Raw genomic sequence first — 17,810 nt, forward strand, 5'->3', positions numbered from 1 at the left:
GTGCGGGTTCCGGCTGCCAGCCGCCGAAACCCGCGAGATCAGCCCGTCGGAGATCTCGACGAGCACGTCGTCCCGCACCGCGCCGTCGACCCAGGCCCGCTCGAGGAGGTACGACGAGCTCACCGGGTCAGCCTGTCGAGCGTGTCGGCCAGGGCGGAGACGCCGACCAGGCAGTCGGCGACCTCGGCGTGCTCGGCCGGCGAGTGGGAGACGCCGGTCGGGTTGCGCACGAAGAGCATCGCGGTCGGGATCCCCGCGGCGGAGAGGATCCCGGCGTCGTGGCCGGCCTGGGTCGGGATGATCGGCCAGGCGCCGCCCTCGTGGTCGGCGGCCACGGCGGCCGCGAGCGCCGGGTCGAAGGTGACCGCGCCGGAGACCGACTCGGCGGTCACCGTCAGCGACGTGCCGTCGCGGTCCGCGCGCTCGCTGCCCTGCCGCCCGATCGCGTCGACGAGCTCGGCCAGGCCGGCGTCGGTCGAGCACCGCGCGTCGAGCCACGCCGTCACCGCGGACGGGACGGCGTTGGTGCCGTTCGGGGTCACCGCGACGCGGCCGAAGGTCGCGCGCTGGCCGGCCAGCCGGGCCTGCTTGTTGGCCGCCAGCGCCGTCATCGCGTAGGTCAGCATCGGGTCCTGGCGGTCCTCCATCCGCGTGGTGCCGGCGTGGTTCGCGGCACCCGCGAAGTCGAAGCGGTAGCGACCGTGCGGCCAGATCTCGCTGGCCACGCCGATCGCCGCGCCGCGGTCCACGAGGTCGCGACCCTGCTCGACGTGCAGCTCGACGAACGTCCCGACCGACGACAGCAGCGACGACGCCGCACCCGGCACCACGTCGCCCAGCGCCACCCCGTCGCGGTCGCGCAGCTCGCGCGCCGCCTCCCACGACAGCGCGCCGGACGCGAGCCGCGAGCCCAGGCAGGCGAGGCCGAAGCGCGAGCCCTCCTCCTCGACGAAGACCGACACCCCCACCGGCCGCGTCGGTACGACGCCGCGCGCCCGCATCAGGTCGATCGCGGCCAGCGCGGACACGACACCGAGCGGTCCGTCGTACGCGCCCCCGTCGAGCACCGAGTCGAGGTGCGAGCCGGTGAGCACCGCCGGCCCGGAGCCGACGTCCCACCAGCCGACGGCGTTGCCGATCTCGTCGGTCTCCACGCGCAGCCCGCGCGCAGCGCACTGCTCGACGAACCACTGGGCGAGCTCCCGCTCGGCCGAGGCGAAGGGTTGCCGGAAGTAGCCGCCCGACGAGGCCGACCGGCCCACCGGCGCCAGGTCGCCCCACATCCGCTCGAAGTCATCGGGCACGGCTGCCTCCATATCCTTGGCCGCCATGGAGTTCCAGGACGTCGTACGGCGCCGCAAGATGGTCCGCAGCTACACGACCGACCCGGTCGACCCGGCGATCGTCGACCTGGCGCTGCGCAACGCGACCCGCGCGCCCAACGCCGGCTTCAGCCAGGGGTGGGCCTTCCTCGTGCTCGACCGTCCCGACGACGTACGCCGCTTCTGGGCCGCGACCGCCGACGACCTCGACCACCCGGACCGGTGGCTGGCCGGGATGATGCGGGCGCCCGTCGTGATCCTGCCGTGCTCGAGCAAGGCGGCGTACCTCGACCGCTACGCCCAGCCCGACAAGGGCTGGTCGGACCGCGACGAGGCCCGCTGGCCCAAGCCCTTCTGGGACATGGACACCGCGATGGCGGCGCTGCTGATCCTCCAGACCGCGACCGACGCGGGCCTCGGCTCGTGCTTCATCGGCGTCCCGCCGGACCGGGACGCCGCGGTGCGGGAGGCGTTCGCGATCCCCGACGACTTCGACCCGGTGGGCGTCGTGACCATCGGCCACGCCGCCACGACGGTCGGCGCACAGGGGTCCCCCGCCAAGCGGGCCCGCAAGCCGATGGACGGCCTGGTGCATCGGGGGCGCTGGGGACACGACTCCAGTCCATCGGCGTGAGCGGGCCGGGTCAACGACCGCGCCGCACCACGAGTCTCACATCCGAGACGAATAGCCTCCGCTCGTGACCACGCCCCCCGTCGACCCGGTCGTCGAGAAGCTCCAGGCCCTGATCCGGATCCCGACCGTGTCCCACCGCGACCCCGGTCGGGTCGACACGGCCGCCTTCGACGCGTTCGGCGCGGAGCTCGCGCGCCAGTTCCCGCTGCTGCACGAGCGGCTCGAGCTGACCCGGATCGACACCCACGGCCTCCTCTTCCACTGGGCCGGCCGGAGCGCGGAGCGGCCGGTGGTGCTGATGGCCCATCTCGACGTCGTGCCGGTCGAGGAGGACGCGCCGTGGCAGCACCCGCCCTTCGGCGCCGAGATCCACGACGGCGCGATCTGGGGCCGGGGGACGCTCGACGACAAGGGTCAGCTGGTCGCGATCTGCGCCGCCGTGGAGGCGCTGCTCGCCGACGACTTCATCCCCGCCCAGGACCTCTGGCTCTCCTTCGGCTGCAACGAGGAGGTCTCCGGTCCGGCGGCCCCGCTCGCGGTGGAGGAGCTGACCCGGCGCGGCGTACGACCGTGGTTCGTGATGGACGAGGGCGGCGCGATCGCCGCCGAGGCCTTCCCCGGCGTGGCCGCGCCGATCGGCGTCGTCGGCGTCACCGAGAAGGGCGTCACCTCGATCGAGCTCCGGGTGGACGGCCGCGGCGGCCACGCCTCGACGCCGGCGAAGAACGGCCCGACCGTCCGGATCGCCAAGGCGATCGCGAGGCTCGACGCCCAGCAGATGGCGGCCAGCATCCCCGACCCGACGATCGAGCTACTGCGCCGGATCGCACCGCACGGATCGACCCTGTTGCGACCGCTGATGGCCAACGCCGCGCGGCTGCGGCCGGTGCTCACCCGGGCGCTGATCGCGGCCGGGTCTGAGCCGGCCGCCATGACGCGCACGTCCTTCGCGATCACGACCCTGTCCGGCTCCCCCGCGCTCAACGTGATCGCCTCGACCGCCACGGCCGGCGTGAACATCCGGATCATGGTCGGCGACACCGTCGCCGGCGTCCTCGAGCACGTCCGCCGCACCGTCGACGACGACCGGGTGCAGATCAGCGTCGTGGAGGAGAACGAGCCGAGCCCGATCTCGCCGTACGACGGCGACGAGGCGTTCACGCTCCTGGAGGACACGATCGCCGAGGTGTTCCCCGACGCGATCCCGTCGCCCTACGTCATGATGGCCGCGACCGACTCGCGGTTCTTCACCTCGATCTGCTCCCGGGTCTACCGGTTCGCCCCGTTCCGGATGACCAAGGCGCAGCGCGAGTCGATCCACTCCTACGACGAGCACCTCGGGATCGACGCCTTCGTCGACGGCGTGCGGTGGTACCAGCGCCTGATCGAGAGGATTCCCGCATGAGTGACGCGGCATGACGGTGACCCAGGACCCCCGGGTCCGCGGCCTCTTCGCCATCGTCGGGTTCCTGGTCTGCGTCGAGCTCGCCAGCGGCATCCTGCAGGGCTACTACACACCGATCTTCAGCGACATCGCCGACCACCTCGACATCGCCGACGCCGACGTCAACTGGTTCGAGGCCGCGCAGCTGATCGTCTCCGCTCTCGTCGTGCCCCCGCTGGCGCGGATGGGCGACCTGGTCGGCCACAAGAAGGTGCTGCTCCTCTCGACCGCCGTCACCGCTGTCGGCTCGTGGGTGATGGCCTTCGCGCCGTCGTTCGCGACCTTCCTGGTCGGCGCGGCGATCCAGGGCGCGTACGTCGTCTGGCTGCCCCTCGAGGTCGCGATCATCCACCGGCGCACCGCCGGGACCGGGCGCCAGCACCAGCTCACCCGGCGCGCCGCCGCGATCCTGGTGGGCGCCCTCGAGCTCGCGGTGATCATCGGTGCCCTCACGTCGGGCGCGCTGGTCGAGGCGACGTCGATGACCGTGCTGCTGGCACTGCCCGCCGTCGCGGTGACGGCCTGCTTCGTGATCATCTGGTTCGGCATCGAGGACATGGAGGGCACCGCGACCGGCGGCATCGACCTCGGCGGGCTGGTGCTCCTCACCGCCTCGATCGGACTGGTGATGGGTGGCCTGATCGCGATCCGGCTGCAGGGCCCCGGCAGCATGCTGCCGTGGGTGCTGATCCTGCTCGGGCTGGTCGTGCTCTCCGTCTTCGGCCGCTACGAGCTCGGCCAGGACGACCCGATCGTCGACGTACGCCTGCTCAGGACGCCCGGCCAGTGGCCGGTGCAGCTGACGGCCTTCCTCTTCGGCATGTCCGTGCTCGGCGCGCAGATCCCGCTCTCGACCTTCGCGCGCACCGACCCCGACGTCGCCGGCTACGGGCTGGGCGCGAGCGCCGGCTTCGTGTCGACGCTGATCGGCGTCTACGTGATCTTCCTGGCGATCGGCGCGTTCACGCTGCCGCTCACCACGCGGGCGCTCGGCCCGCGCGGGGCGCTGATGATGTCCTCGGTGCTGGTGGCGGTCGGCTACGCGCTGTGGCTGCCCTTCCACGACCACACGTGGCAGGCGCTGATCAACATGGCCGTCGCCGGGCTCGGCTCCGGCGCGCTCGTTGCCGCGCTGCCCGCGACCGCCGCGGCGGCCGCTCCGCCCGAGCGCACCGGCTTCGCGACCGGCATGACCAACGCGACCAAGACCATCGGCGGCGCGATCGCGTCCGCGATCTTCGCGATCGCGCTGTCGGCCACGGGCTCGATCGCCGATCCGGAGAAGGGCCACGCCCCGCTGTCGGGTTACCTCACCGTCTGGACGGTGTGCGCCGTCGCGGCCCTCTGCGCCGCCGCCGCACTGATGATGCTGCCGCGGCACGTCGCCGAGGAGCCGGCGCTCCCCCTGGTCCAGTAGCACTGGCTCAGTAGGCTGAGGGTGATGCCCCAGGAGCAGGACCCCGACCGCGCGGCGAGTCGCGCCGCGGCCCGCGCGCGCATCCAGCAACAGCAGACCTGGGTCGACGTCCAGATCCGGCAGGCGATGGAGCGCGGCGAGTTCGACGACCTCCCCGGCGCCGGCAAGCCGATCGAGAACCTCGGCACCGAGCACGACCCCGACTGGTGGGTCAAGCAGCTGGTCGAGCGCGAGCGGATCGTCGTGCTGCCGCCCAGCGTCGCGCTGCGCAAGGAGGACGCCGAGCTCGACGAGCAGCTCGACGCGATCAACTACGAGGCGGAGGTACGCCGGGTCGTCGAGGACTTCAACGAGCGGGTGATCCGGGCGCGCTACTCGCTACACCCCGGACCTCCGCTGGTCACCATGCCGCGCGACGTGGACGAGACGGTGGAGGCCTGGCGCACGCGGCGAGCGGCCCGACGAGTCGCCCGGACGGAGCCCGCCGTACGACCGCGGAGGCGGCACTGGTGGAATCGACGCACACGAGGAGAGGGAGTTCGATGAAGAAGATCGCCGTCGTCGGTGGTGGCCTGATGGGGTCGGGCATCGCCGAGGTCAGTGCCCGCGCGGGCCACGACGTGGTCGTGGTCGAGTCGTCCGACGACGCCGCGAAGGCCGCGCTCGGCCGGCTGGAGAAGTCGCTGGCGCGTGCGGAGGCGAAGGGCAAGATCTCCTCGGCCGCCGACGTGCTCGGGCTGGTCCGGGTCGAGACCGACCTGGACGCGGTCGCCGACCGCGAGGTCGTGGTCGAGGCGATCGTGGAGGACGAGGCCGCCAAGGTCGCGCTCTTCAAGTCCCTGGACGCGGTCGCCGAGGCCCCGGACGCGATCCTGGCCTCCAACACCTCCTCGATCCCGATTATGAAGCTCGGCGTGGTCACCTCCCGCCCGACCCAGGTGATCGGCATCCACTTCTTCAACCCGGTCCCGGTGCTCCAGCTCGTCGAGCTGGTCCCCTCGCTGCTGACCTCCGAGGAGACCACCGCCCGCTCCCGCGCCTGGGTCGAGGAGTCGCTGGGCAAGCAGGCGATCGACTGCCAGGACCGCGCGGGCTTCGTGGTCAACGCGCTGCTGATCCCCTTCATCCTCTCCGCGATCCGGATGTACGAGTCCGGCTTCGCCTCCGCCGAGGACATCGACCGCGGCCTGGTCCTGGGCGCCGCCCACCCCCAGGGCCCCCTCGCGCTGGCCGACCTGATCGGCCTGGACACCACCAAGGCCGTCGCCGAGTCGCTCTACGACGAGTTCAAGGAGCCGCTCTACGCCGCCCCGCCGCTCCTCCAGCGGATGGTCGACGCCGGCCTGCTGGGCCGCAAGACCGGCCGCGGCTTCTACACCTACGCCTGACCACCTCGCGCCCCACCGGTCACACCCGTCAGGGTGGTCAGCCGGAACCCGCCCGACACGCCGCTCCATCGGCCGCGTGTCGGCGGGTTTCCCCGGGCAGCCGGGGAAACCCGCCGCCGACTGTCAGATCCGTCATACCGGCGGGTAACGATCCGCTGCTACGTTCCGCCCCATGAGCGGTTCCCGCAGCGCCAAGGACTTCTTCCGACCCCTCGCGGTCGGCGCGCCGACGCCCCTGACCGAGATCCCGGCCCGGCCGAGCCGGGCGATCCACTTCTTCGACCCGAGCAACCCGAAGATGGCGGCCAAGATCCCGGACATGGTCGGCACCGTCGACGTGCTGCTGGGCAACCTCGAGGACGCCGTCAAGGCCGACAACAAGGTCGCCGCGCGAGAGGGTCTCGTCGAGATCGCGAGGAAGACGGCCAACCTCGGAGGACAGAGCGGGCCGACCCAGCTGTGGACCCGGATCAACAGCCTCGACAGCCCGTGGGCCCTCGACGACCTCACCACGCTCGTCCCCGCGATCGGCGACAAGCTCGACGTGATCATGGTGCCGAAGGTGCAGGGCGCCGAGGACATCCACTACGTCGACCGCCTGCTCGCCCAGCTCGAGGCCAAGGCCGGGCTCGACCGGCCGATCCTGGTGCACGCGATCCTCGAGACCGCCCGCGGCGTCGCCAACGTCGAGGAGATCTGCGGCGCCAGCCCGCGCATGCAGGGCCTCTCCCTCGGCCCGGCCGACCTCGCCGCCGACCGCCGGATGAAGACCACCCGGGTCGGCGGCGGCCACCCCGGCTACCTCGTGCGGGAGGACCCGCCGAAGGAGAACGGCGTCGCCAACCTCGAGGCCGCCCGCGCGACGTACCAGCAGGACCTCTGGCACTACACGATCGCCCGCATGGTCGACGCCTGCGCGATGCACGGCATCTACCCCTACTACGGCCCGTTCGGCGACATCGCGGACACGACGGCGTGCGAGGACCAGTTCCGCAACGCGTTCCTGCTCGGCTGCGTCGGCACCTGGAGCCTGCACCCCAAGCAGATCGCGATCGCCAACAGGGTCTTCTCCCCCAGCGTCGAGGACATCGCGCACGCGCGCCGCGTGGTCGCCGCGATGGGCGACGGCACCGGCGCCGTGATGCTCGACGGCAAGATGGAGGACGACGCCTCCCTCAAGCAGTGCCTGGTCATGGTCAAGCTGGCCGAGCAGCTGGCCGCGATCGACCCCGAGCTCAAGAAGCAGTACGACGCGATCGAGGTCGCCTGAGATGACCGACTTCACCCCGCTGCGCAGCGTCCTCTACATGCCGAGCTCCAACGCCAAGGCGCTGGAGAAGGCCAAGACGCTGCCTATCGACGGCGTCATCTTCGACCTCGAGGACGCCGTCGCCCCCGACGCCAAGCCCGCCGCCCGCGAGGCCGCGGCGGCGGCCGCGGCCAGCGGCGAGTACGGCCGCCGTACCCTCACCATCCGCGCCAACGGCATCGGCACCGAGTGGCACGACGCCGACCTGGTCGCGGCCGCGCAGGCCGGCCCGGACGCCGTCGTCGTCCCCAAGGTCAACAGCGCCGCGGAGGTCGGCCGGCTGGTCGACGCGCTCGAGAAGGCCGGCGCCCCCGACCACACCAAGCTCTGGGCGATGATCGAGACCCCGGTCGCGATCCTCGACGCGCTCGCCATCGCGCGGGCCAGCGAGCGGCTCACCTGCTTCGTGCTCGGCACCAACGACCTCGTCAAGGAGCTGTACGCCGAGCACGTGCCCGGCCGCGCCCCGATCCTGCCGAGCCTGCACACCGCGCTGCTCGCGGCCCGGGCGGCCGGCATCGCCATCCTCGACGGCGTCTACAACGACGTGAAGAACACCGACGGCTTCCTCGCCGAGTGCGAGCAGGGCCGGCAGATGGGCTTCGACGGCAAGACCCTGATCCACCCCGGTCAGGTCGAGGGCGCCAACACCGCGTTCGCCCCGTCGGAGCAGGCGGTCGAGGACGCCCGCGGCCTGATCCAGGCCTGGGAGGACGGGCAGGGCTCCGGCGTCGTCACCTACAACGGCCGGATGGTCGAGAACCTCCACGTCGAGTCGGCCCGCCGTACCCTCTCCATCCACGACGCGATCCAGGCCCTGAACCAGGACTGATGCGCGCCGTCGTCCAGCGCGTCCTCGGCGCGAGCGTCACCGTCGACGGAGTGACCGTCGGCGCGATCGAGGGCCCCGGCCTGCTGGTCTACCTCGGCGTCACCCACGACGACGGCGCCGCCGACGTCGCCTGGACCGCCCGCAAGATCTGGGACCTGCGCATCCTCCGCGACGAGCAGTCGGCCTCGGACGTCGCCGCGCCGGTCCTGGTGGTCAGCCAGTTCACGCTGTACGGCGACGCCCGCAAGGGCCGGCGCCCCACCTGGCAGGCGGCGGCACCCGGACCGGTCAGCGAGCCGTTGTACGACGCCGTGTGCCAGGCGCTGCGCGACCTCGGCGCCCAGGTCGAGACCGGCTCGTTCGGTGCCGACATGCGCGTGGAGTCCGTCAACGACGGGCCGATCACGATGATCCTCGAGAGCCCCCCTGACCGCTAGCGTGGCCTCATGGCCGGGACGGGCGGGGAGGGCCGCGGTCTCTTCCACCGGATCACCGGTGGGGTGACCGAGCGCGTCGTCGACCTCGTCGACCCCGACATCGTGCTCGACCAGGTGGACGTCGACGCCCTGGTCGCGCGGATCGACGCCGACGCGCTGCTGGCGCGGATCGACATGAACGCCCTGCTCGCCCGCGTCGACCTCAACGCGCTCCTCGACCGGGTCGAGATGGATCCGCTGCTCGACCGCGTGGACCCCGACCGGCTGCTCGCCCGCGTCGACGTCGCCGCCCTCGTGAGCCGGATCGACCCCGACGAGCTGATGTCGCGGCTCGACCCGAACGCCCTCCTCGACCGCGTCGACATGAACGCGTTGCTCGCGCGCGTCGACATGAACTCACTCCTCGACCACGTCGACATGAACACGCTCCTCGACCACGTGGACCTCAATGCCCTGCTGGCGAAGGTCGACGTCGAGGCGCTGCTGGCCCCCGTCGACCTCGAGGCGCTGGTACGCCGCTCCGGCGTGCCCGAGCTGGTGGCCGAGAGCACCAACCAGCTCGCCGGATCGGCGATCGACCTGGTCCGGCGGCAGCTGGTCGCCCTCGACGTCGTCATCGACCGGATCGTCAGCCGGCTGCTCCGACGCGACCCGGACACCCAGCCCGTCGGCCCGCCCCTGCTGCTCGTGACCGAGCCGGCGCCGGCCGCAGGCCCCCGGCTGACGGTCAGCGGCCACTACGCCGGCCCGGTGACCCGCGCCGCCGCGGCCGCGCTGGACGTCGCGATCATCACCACGTCGTACACGCTCGGGATCGCGGGCCTGGGCTTCCTGGCCGGCGTCTTCCTGGGCACCACCTTCGACGACCTCAACGACAACGGCCCGATCGCTGTCGGTGCGCTGGCGGTGTGGGCGTTCCTCTACTCCTTCGGGTCGCACGCCGTCGCCGGCCGCACGCTCGGGAAGGGGATCGTCGGCCTGCGCGTGGTCGGCCGGGACGGCAGCCCGTTGTCGGTGCGCCGCGCCTTCGTGCGCACGCTCGCCTTCCCGTTGAGCGCGCTGGTGTTCGGCATCGGCTACCTCATGGTGCTCGTGCAGCGCGAGCACCGCGCGCTGCACGACCTCATCGCCGGCACCGCATCGGTCTACGACTGGGGCGAGCGGTCGGCGGAGATCCCCGGGCCGCTGTCGGCGTTCCTGGCCCGTCAGTCCGGCTGACCGGCGAAGTCGGCGCGACGGAGGAACGCGAGCACCTTCGCCGCCGGCATCTCGCAGGGCCGCAGCTCGTCGCCGGCCTCGACGAGGTAGACGTTGGTGCTCACGACGTCCGTCCCGCCGAGCTCCTCGGCGTAGACCGACACCGCGCGGCCGTCGGCGCGCAGGGTCTTGGTGACGCCGTACCGGCGCCCGTCGTACGTCGCGACCGACCAGCCCTCGGGGACCCGGCCGACGAGCTCACGCAGGGTGCTCAGTCGCGGGTCCTGCGCAGCTGCTCGTCGAGCCAGACCTTGACGCTGCCGAGCACGCCGGCGACGTCGTGCATCAGCTTGCCGATGGCGTCCTGGCTCTGCTGGAACGTCTCGGAGTAGCTCCTCGCGGCGGCCTTCGCGGCGTCGGTGAGCTTCGCGTCGGCGTCGTCGGTACGGCGCGGGTAGTCGCCGCCGAGGACCCGGGTGTAGTCGCCGGAGTCGACCCACCGGCGCAGCTCGGTCGCGCGGACCACGGCGAAGGGGTGCGAGCGGTTCTCGACGAGCAGCAGCTTGAGCACGGAGTCGCGCAGGTCGGACTCGTCGTACTCCTGGCCCTGGGCGAAGAACGAGGTCGCGTCGAGGTCGTCGAGGTGACCGCCGCTGGCGAGCTTCATGTGCACCCGGAACGCCGCCGCCGGGTCCTGGGTCGCGAGCAGCCCGGCGCGGTCGGCCGAGAGCTCGGACTTGCGCGACCACTCGTAGAGCGCGGCCATGATCGCGCGCGCGCCGAGCGCGCCTCCCGGCACCGAGGAGAGCACGCCGCTGAGCGTGATCATCCGCTGCAGCATGGTCTGGTAGACGGCGTGCCCGCTCATCGCGTGGCCGAGCTCGTGGGCGATCACGAAGCGCAGCTCGTCGTCGTCGAAGAGGTCGACGACCCCGGAGTTGACCACGACGATCGGCTTGTTCATGCCGATCGTGACGGCCCCGAGCATCGGGTTGGCGGCGACGTACAGCTCGGGGAGCTCGGGCGCGTCGAGGGTGCGCCCGGCCTCACCGAGGAGGCGGTGCAACCGGGCGAAGTTCCGCTCGTCGACCCGGACCGCGGAGCCGAGGAAGACGAGGCGTACGGCGCGCTCGTTGAAGAGTCCCGACAGCGCCTTGAGCAGCGTGTCGAAGCCCTTGAGCTTGCGGAGCGCGACCAGCGCCCCCTGGTCAGCGGGGTGCTCCCACGCGCGGGAGCTGATGCCGGTGAGGGTGGCCCGGGTCCGAGCCGGCTCGGTCGTCACACCGTCACTCTGACATGGGGATGCGAACGCCGCGGTCGTCGGCGACCTCGGCGGCGCGGTCGTAGCCGGCGTCGACGTGCCGGATCACGCCCATGCCCGGGTCGTTGGTGAGGACCCGCTCGATCTTCTCGGCCGCCAGGGCGGTGCCGTCGGCGACGCAGACCTGGCCGGCGTGCAGCGATCGGCCCATGCCGACGCCGCCGCCGTGGTGGAAGGACACCCAGGTCGCACCCGAGGCGGTGTTGACCAGGGCGTTGAGGATCGCCCAGTCGGCGATGGCGTCGGAGCCGTCGAGCATCGCCTCGGTCTCGCGGTAGGGCGAGGCGACCGAGCCGCAGTCGAGGTGGTCGCGGCCGATCACGACGGGAGCGGAGAGCTCGCCGGAGGCGACCATCTCGTTGAACTTCAGGCCCGCGAGGTGGCGCTCGCCGTACCCGAGCCAGCAGATCCGCGCCGGCAGGCCCTGGAAGTGCACGCGCTCACCGGCCATGGTGATCCACTTCCGCAGCCGCTCGTTCTCGGGGAAGAGCTCCAGGATGGCGCGGTCGGTGGCGGCGATGTCGGCCGGGTCGCCGGACAGCGCAGCCCAGCGGAAGGGGCCCTTGCCCTCGCAGAAGAGCGGCCGGATGTACGCCGGCACGAAGCCCGGGAACTCGAACGCCCGGTCGTAGCCGCCCTTGCGGGCCTCGTCGCGGATCGAGTTGCCGTAGTCGAAGACCTCGGCGCCCTTGTCCTGGAACTCCACCATGGCCCGCACGTGCGCCGCCATCGAGGCCTGGGCCTCCTTGGTGAAGGCCTCCGGGTCCGTCGTACGACGCGCCTCCCACTCCTCGAACGGCACCCCGACCGGCAGGTAGAAGAGCGGGTCGTGGGCCGAGGTCTGGTCCGTGACGATGTCGATCGGGGCGTCCATCTCCAGCAGCTGCGGGAGCATCGACGCGGCGTTGCCGAGGACGCCGATCGACAGCGGTCGCCGCTCGTCGCGGGCCTCGATGGCCAGCGACACGGCCTCCTCCAGCGAGGCCGCCTGGACGTCGAGGTAGCGGTGGTCGATCCGGCGCTGGATCCGCGCCTGGTCGCACTCGATGCAGATCACGACGCCGTCGTTCATGGTGACGGCGAGCGGCTGCGCGCCGCCCATGCCGCCGAGGCCGGCGGTCACGGTGATGGTGCCGGCGAGCGTGCCGGCGAACCTCTTGTCCGCGACGGCCGCGAAGGTCTCGAACGTGCCCTGGAGGATGCCCTGGGTGCCGATGTAGATCCAGGACCCGGCGGTCATCTGGCCGTACATCGTCAGGCCGAGGTCCTCGAGCCGCCGGAACTCCTCCCAGTTGGCCCAGTCGCCGACCAGGTTGGAGTTGGCGATCAGCACCCGCGGCGCCCACGCGTGGGTCTTCATCACGCCGACCGGCTTGCCGGACTGCACGAGCATCGTCTCGTCGTCACCGAGCGTGGTGAGGGTCCGCACCAGTGCGTCGTACGCCTCCCACGACCGCGCGGCCTTGCCGGTCCCGCCGTAGACGACGAGGTCCTCGGGACGCTCGGCGTTCTCGGGGTCGAGGTTGTTCATCAGCATCCGCAGCGGCGCCTCGGTCTGCCAGGAGCGAGCGGTCAGCTCCGTGCCGTGCGCGGCGTGGATCGGGAGGCGGGGGTTGCTCGAGGAGGCCATGCCTCCAGTGAACGAGGTCCGACGCGAGACCCGCCAGTGTGCCGCGACCCCAGCCGTCTCGGGTACGAGACGACCGGGGTCGCGGAGGAGGTGTGGGTACTGCGAAGAGAGCGTCAGACGCGGAAGCGGCCGACGGCCTCCTCGAGCTGAGCGCCCATCTCGGCGAGCTCGCCGGCGGAGCGCTGGGCGTCGGTGACACCGGCGAGCGTCTGCGCGGCGGAGTCGGCGATCCCGGAGACGTTGCCGGCGATGCCCTCGGAGCCGTTGGCGGCCTCGAGCACGTTGCGGTTCATCTCGTTGGTGGTGGCGGTCTGCTCCTCCACGGCGGACGCGATGGTCATCTGGAAGTCGTTGATCTCCGCGATGACGGCGCTGATCTGGCCGATGGCCTCGACGGCACCGGTGGTGTCGCCCTGGATCATCTCGACCCGGCGGGCGATGTCCTCGGTGGCCCGCGCGGTCTCCTGCGCGAGCTCCTTGACCTCGCCGGCGACCACCGCGAAGCCCTTGCCGGCCTCACCGGCCCGAGCGGCCTCGATGGTGGCGTTGAGCGCCAGGAGGTTGGTCTGCTCGGCGATCGAGGTGATCGTCTTGACCACCGAGGCGATCTCCTGCGAGGAGGTGCCGAGCTTGCCGACCGTCTCGGTGGTGGCGGCGGCGACACCGACGGCGTTGCCGGCCACCTGGGCGGCGGCGTTGGCGGACTGCGCGATCTCGCGGATCGCCGACTGCATCTGCTCCGAGCCGGCGGCGACGGTGCCGACGTTGCGGGAGACGTCCGAGGCGGAGGACGAGACGAGGTCGGCCTGCTGGGCGACGCCCTCGACGTTGACCGCGATCGCGCCGGCGGTGCTGCTCAGGTTGGCCGACGAGCCGGCGAGACGCTGGGCGAAGTCGCGGACCATGACCATGACGCCACCGAAGGCCTCGAGCGACTTGTTGAGCGAGCGGTTCATCTCGGCGATCTCGCGGGGGCCGGACTCCTCGACGCGGATGGCGAGGTCGCCCTCGGCGACCCGGGCGAGGATGTCGCGGGTGGCGTCGATGGGCCGGGCCACCGCGCGGGCGCTGGCGAAGCCGAGGCCGACGCTGAGGGCGAGGCCGACGACGATGATCGCGATGGTCAGGGTCCGGGCGGACTCGAAGGCGTCCTTGGCCGACTGGGCCTGGTCGGCGGCCGACTTCTGCTCGGCGCTGTTGGCGGCGTCGATCGCCTTCTGGGCGTCGTCCGCGAGGCTGGTGAGCTGCTGCAGGACGGTGGCCGACTCGGCGGCCGAGAGGGTGCCGGTCTTGAGCTTGTCGACCTCGTCGATGGTGCTCTGGATCGCGGTCGCGAAGGCGTCGACGCTGGCCGCGACGTCGGACGAGAGGTCCATGGCCTTGACCGTCTCGATGCTGGAGTTGAGCTCCTGCAGCGAGGCCGCCTGCATCTTCTGCTCGTCGGCGAGGACGGCGTCGGGCAGGCCGGTGATCGCGAGGCGCGCGTCGTGGGTCTCGTACTCCCACCACAGCACCTGCAGGTTGCGGGTGCCGTCGAGCTGGACGGTGCCCTTCTCGTAGACCGCCTGGGCACGGTCGCTGATCGTGTTCATCCGCGTGAGCGCGAAGCCCGCGACCACCACGCTGGCCAGCGAGACGACGAGGAACGCCGCGAGCAGCCTGGTCCGCAGCGAGAGCGAGGACAGGGACGAGTTGGACACGTTGCACACACCTCCACCCCGGACCGTCCGTCGGTCCGAGTCACGGAGGTCTGGATCGACCGTCTCAGCGTCGACCTGAGGGATCGCTCACCAGCGGAGCGGGCCGACGACCCCCTCGGCCGCCCGCAGCACGGCTCCGGAGGCGACCAGCTCGACCGTCGCCTCGATCTCCGGCGAGAGGTGGCGGTCCGGTCCGGGCCCCTCGACGCCGGAGCCGCGCAGCAGCGCGACGACCGCCCCGGTGGCCGGGGACGGGGTCAGCGGGGCGCGCAGGTCGAGCGCCCGCGCGGCCGTGAGGACCTCGATCGCCACCACCCGGGTGAGGCCGTCGACCGCCCGCCGCAGCTTGCGGGCCGCGGACCAGCCCATCGACACGTGGTCCTCCTGCATCGCGCTGGACGGGATCGAGTCGACCGAGGCCGGCACCGCGAGGCGCTTGAGCTCGGAGACGATCGCCGCCTGGGTGTACTGCGCGATCATGTGGCCGCTGTCCACGCCGGGGTCGTCGGCGAGGAAGGGCGGCAGCCCGTGGTTGCGGGCCTTGTCCAGGAAGCGATCGGTACGACGCTCGCTGATCGAGGCCACGTCGGCGGCGACGATCGCGAGGAAGTCGAGGACGTAGGCCACGGGAGCGCCGTGGAAGTTGCCGTTGGACTCGACCCGACCGTCCTCGGCGAGGACGACCGGGTTGTCGACCGCCGAGGCGAGCTCGCGGCCGGCGACCAGGATGGCGTGGTCGACGGTGTCGCGGGCCGCGCCGTGCACCTGCGGGGAGCAGCGCAGCGAGTAGGCGTCCTGGACCCGGTTGCAGTCCGGCCCCCGGTGCGAGGCGACGACGCCGGAGTCGGCCAGCAGGGCCGTGAGGTTGGCCGCGGACGCCGCCTGCCCGGGGTGCGGACGGATCGCCTGGAGCTCGGGCGCGAAGACCCGGTCGGTGCCGAGCTGGCCCTCGACCGACATCGCGGCGGCGACGTCGGCGGTCCGCAGCAGCATCCGCAGGTCCTCGATCGCCATCACCAGCATCCCGAGCATCCCGTCGGTGCCGTTGATGAGCGCGAGCCCCTCCTTCGCGGCCAGCTCCACGGGTCCGAGCCCGGCGGCCGCGAGCGCCTGCGCGGCGGGCATCAGGGTGCCCTCGGCGTCCCGCACCTCGCCCTCGCCCATCAGGGCGAGCGCGCAGTGCGAGAGCGGCGCCAGGTCGCCGGAGCAGCCGAGCGAGCCGTACTCCCGCACCACCGGGGTGATCCCGTGGGTCAGCAGCCCGGCGAGCAGCGACGCGGTCTCCCGGCGTACGCCGGTGTGGCCCGTCGCCAGGGTCGAGAGCCGCAGCAGCATCAGGGCGCGGACCACCTCCCGCTCGACCTCGGGGCCGGACCCGGCCGCGTGCGAGCGGACCAGCGAGCGCTGCAGCTGGGCCCGCATCTCGGTCGGGATGTGCCGGGTCGCGAGCGCGCCGAAGCCGGTCGAGACGCCGTACGCCGGGGTCGGTGCGGCGGCGAGCTCGTCGACGACGGCCCGGGCGCGGTCGATCGCCGCGAGCGCGTCCTCGCCCAGCCGGACGGCCGCGCCGCCGCGGGCGACGGCGACGAGGTCGGCGAAGGAGACCGGACCGACGCCGATCTCGACGGGGTCCAGGGCGGTCGGTGCGAGCACGTCGGTCATGCCGCCATCCAACTCCCGGGCCCGGGGCCGGACCACCCCGCCGGCGGCGCGGATGTCTGGGATACGAGATGAGACGGGGGTCACACGTAGCGAGAACAGGTTTCACCCGTTTGTTGAACACGGGGTGGGGGGACAGTCCGTGCACATTCCTCGGGAGGGATACAGAGATGGTCAACACCTGGAGAAGTCCTGCTCTGCTCACGGCCGCGGTCGCGGTCCTCGGTCTGACCGCCGGCCTCGGCGTCAGCACCGCCAACGCCGCCACCGGCTCGGCGCCGCAGCGCGTCAAGCCCAGGACGGTCGCCACGGCGTTCGCCCTGCAGAGCGCCGGCTACGCCACCAAGATCAAGGGCGGTCAGGTGCCCGCCCAGTCCGGCACCACCGCCTGGGACGTGATCGGCTGCACCAACGAGGCCGGCACGACCAACACCAACGACGTGACCGACGTCCAGCTGCCCGGCCTCGGCACCGTCGGCGCCGGTACGACGAAGCTCTGGACCACCAGCAAGAAGGGCACGGTCTCCTCGTGGGCCCGTCACTCCGTCGGCGACATCGTGCTCAGTGACTCGCCGCTCGGCACCCTGTCGATCAAGGCGGTCACGACCACGGCCCGCGCCTACCACAACGCCTCGGGCTTCCACACCTCGACGAACACCGACGTCGGCAAGCTGTCGTTCGCCGCAGCGGGCGGCCTGCCGCCGGTCGACCTCCCGATCCCGGCGCCGGGCCAGCCCGTCGACATCCCGGGCTTCGCGACGATCACGATCGGTCACTCCAACACCCACGACCGGGCGACCCAGGCCAACGCCTACGCCAACGGTCTCAAGGTGGAGCTGACCGCGAGCGGTACGTCGGTGCACATCGCGCATGCGGAGGCCAACCTCTACGAGGGCATCAAGACCGGCATCTTCAAGGGCTCGTCCACCGGCCTGACCGGTGACGTCGGCTCCGGCACGCTCAACCTCGGCAAGAACCTCCTCTCCCGGATGCCCTGCCAGGGCACCGACGGCAAGGTCGTCAGCAAGAGCGCGGCCGGGGTCGACCTCGGGGGCCAGGTGGTCGTCGGCGCCGCGAAGAACACCCAGTTCGGCAAGCAGACGGCGAGGAAGGCCACCGGATACGAGCGCAGCCAGATCGCCTCGGTCGACCTCGGCGGCGGCGCGCTGCACATCGACGGCATCGTCGCGAAGGCGAAGGTGACCCGCGCGAACGGCAAGCTGGTCCGCTCCTCCGACGGCACCACGCTGGGTGCCATCACCGCCAACGGCGAGCCGCAGCAGATCCCCGACACCGGCGTCCTCGAGATCCCCGGCGTCGCGAGCATCCAGCCGGGCGTGGTCAAGAAGACCGCCCACGGCCTCCGGGTGGTCGGGCTGCGGATCACCCTGCTCGACGGCACCGGCGCGACCATCGACCTGGCCACGGCCAAGCTCGACATCGCTCGGCCCAGCTGAACCGGCTGAGCGCCACCTCACAGGTCACCCTGCAAGACGGGAAGGGTCGCGCGGGCCGGTCAG

16 protein-coding genes are annotated in these 17,810 nt (G+C 72.1%); 10 read left to right on the top strand and 6 right to left on the bottom strand.

All coding sequences use genetic code 11. The annotated features are described in order from the left end of the window. Positions 1-119 precede the first annotated feature (119 nt). Positions 120-1,304, bottom strand: a complete 1,185-nt coding sequence (locus K8U61_RS06705) for an allantoate amidohydrolase (protein ID WP_224122220.1) — start codon at positions 1,302-1,304, stop codon at positions 120-122. Positions 1,305-1,329: 25 nt separating this feature from the next. Between K8U61_RS06705 and K8U61_RS06710 the strand changes: the two genes are divergently transcribed. From K8U61_RS06710 to K8U61_RS06750, 9 genes are all read left to right on the top strand, one after another. Next, entirely contained in the window at positions 1,330-1,956 is a 627-nt protein-coding gene (locus tag K8U61_RS06710; RefSeq protein ID WP_224122221.1) for a nitroreductase family protein, read from the top strand. A 64-nt stretch (positions 1,957-2,020) separates the two neighbouring features. Next, the gene (locus tag K8U61_RS06715; protein ID WP_224122222.1) at positions 2,021-3,361 is read left to right on the top strand and encodes a M20/M25/M40 family metallo-hydrolase; all 1,341 of its coding nucleotides are present in this window, start codon (positions 2,021-2,023) and stop codon (positions 3,359-3,361) included. 10 nt (positions 3,362-3,371) lie between these two features. Then, positions 3,372-4,817, top strand: coding sequence for an MFS transporter (locus K8U61_RS06720; protein WP_224122223.1), 1,446 nt, complete (start codon positions 3,372-3,374; stop codon positions 4,815-4,817). Between the two features lie 24 nt (positions 4,818-4,841). After that, positions 4,842-5,363: a DnaJ family domain-containing protein gene (locus tag K8U61_RS06725; protein ID WP_224122224.1), complete on the top strand. Its 522-nt coding sequence runs from the start codon at positions 4,842-4,844 to the stop codon at positions 5,361-5,363. Continuing rightward, positions 5,360-6,205, top strand: a complete 846-nt coding sequence (locus K8U61_RS06730; protein ID WP_224122225.1) for a 3-hydroxybutyryl-CoA dehydrogenase — start codon at positions 5,360-5,362, stop codon at positions 6,203-6,205. The genes K8U61_RS06725 and K8U61_RS06730 overlap by 4 nt, the downstream gene beginning before the upstream one ends. A gap of 172 nt (positions 6,206-6,377) precedes the next feature. After that, positions 6,378-7,475 carry an HpcH/HpaI aldolase/citrate lyase family protein gene (locus K8U61_RS06735; protein ID WP_224122226.1) on the top strand — a complete coding sequence of 366 codons (1,098 nt, stop codon included), beginning with the start codon at positions 6,378-6,380 and terminating at the stop codon, positions 7,473-7,475. A gap of 1 nt (position 7,476) precedes the next feature. Next, positions 7,477-8,346: an HpcH/HpaI aldolase/citrate lyase family protein gene (locus K8U61_RS06740; RefSeq protein ID WP_224122227.1), complete on the top strand. Its 870-nt coding sequence runs from the start codon at positions 7,477-7,479 to the stop codon at positions 8,344-8,346. Beyond that, positions 8,346-8,783, top strand: a complete 438-nt coding sequence (dtd, locus tag K8U61_RS06745; RefSeq protein WP_224122228.1) for a D-aminoacyl-tRNA deacylase — start codon at positions 8,346-8,348, stop codon at positions 8,781-8,783. The genes K8U61_RS06740 and dtd overlap by 1 nt, the downstream gene beginning before the upstream one ends. A gap of 9 nt (positions 8,784-8,792) precedes the next feature. After that, positions 8,793-10,001: an RDD family protein gene (locus tag K8U61_RS06750; RefSeq protein ID WP_224122229.1), complete on the top strand. Its 1,209-nt coding sequence runs from the start codon at positions 8,793-8,795 to the stop codon at positions 9,999-10,001. On the opposite strand, the gene K8U61_RS06755 is transcribed toward K8U61_RS06750, so the two are convergent. From K8U61_RS06755 to hutH, 5 genes are all read right to left on the bottom strand, one after another. After that, a complete protein-coding gene (locus tag K8U61_RS06755) occupies positions 9,989-10,144 on the bottom strand; it encodes a hypothetical protein (protein ID WP_224122230.1) in 156 nt (51 codons plus the stop codon). The two genes, K8U61_RS06750 and K8U61_RS06755, sit on opposite strands and share 13 nt — an antisense overlap. Positions 10,145-10,251: 107 nt before the next feature. Further along, a complete protein-coding gene (locus K8U61_RS06760) occupies positions 10,252-11,262 on the bottom strand; it encodes a M48 family metallopeptidase (protein WP_224122231.1) in 1,011 nt (336 codons plus the stop codon). A 4-nt stretch (positions 11,263-11,266) separates the two neighbouring features. Continuing rightward, positions 11,267-12,931, bottom strand: coding sequence for a urocanate hydratase (gene hutU, locus K8U61_RS06765; RefSeq protein WP_224122232.1), 1,665 nt, complete (start codon positions 12,929-12,931; stop codon positions 11,267-11,269). A gap of 113 nt (positions 12,932-13,044) precedes the next feature. Further along, positions 13,045-14,631 (bottom strand): methyl-accepting chemotaxis protein, encoded by a 1,587-nt coding sequence (locus K8U61_RS06770; RefSeq protein WP_224122233.1) that lies wholly within the window; start codon positions 14,629-14,631, stop codon positions 13,045-13,047. 87 nt (positions 14,632-14,718) lie between these two features. Continuing rightward, a complete protein-coding gene (hutH, locus tag K8U61_RS06775; protein ID WP_224122234.1) occupies positions 14,719-16,293 on the bottom strand; it encodes a histidine ammonia-lyase in 1,575 nt (524 codons plus the stop codon). Positions 16,294-16,460: 167 nt separating this feature from the next. On the opposite strand from hutH, the gene K8U61_RS06780 reads away from it, so the two are divergent. Further along, positions 16,461-17,747, top strand: coding sequence for a choice-of-anchor P family protein (locus K8U61_RS06780; protein ID WP_224122235.1), 1,287 nt, complete (start codon positions 16,461-16,463; stop codon positions 17,745-17,747). Positions 17,748-17,810 lie beyond the last annotated feature (63 nt).

It is taken from the genome of Nocardioides mangrovi, from assembly GCF_020073815.1.
Classification (GTDB): domain Bacteria; phylum Actinomycetota; class Actinomycetes; order Propionibacteriales; family Nocardioidaceae; genus Nocardioides; species Nocardioides mangrovi.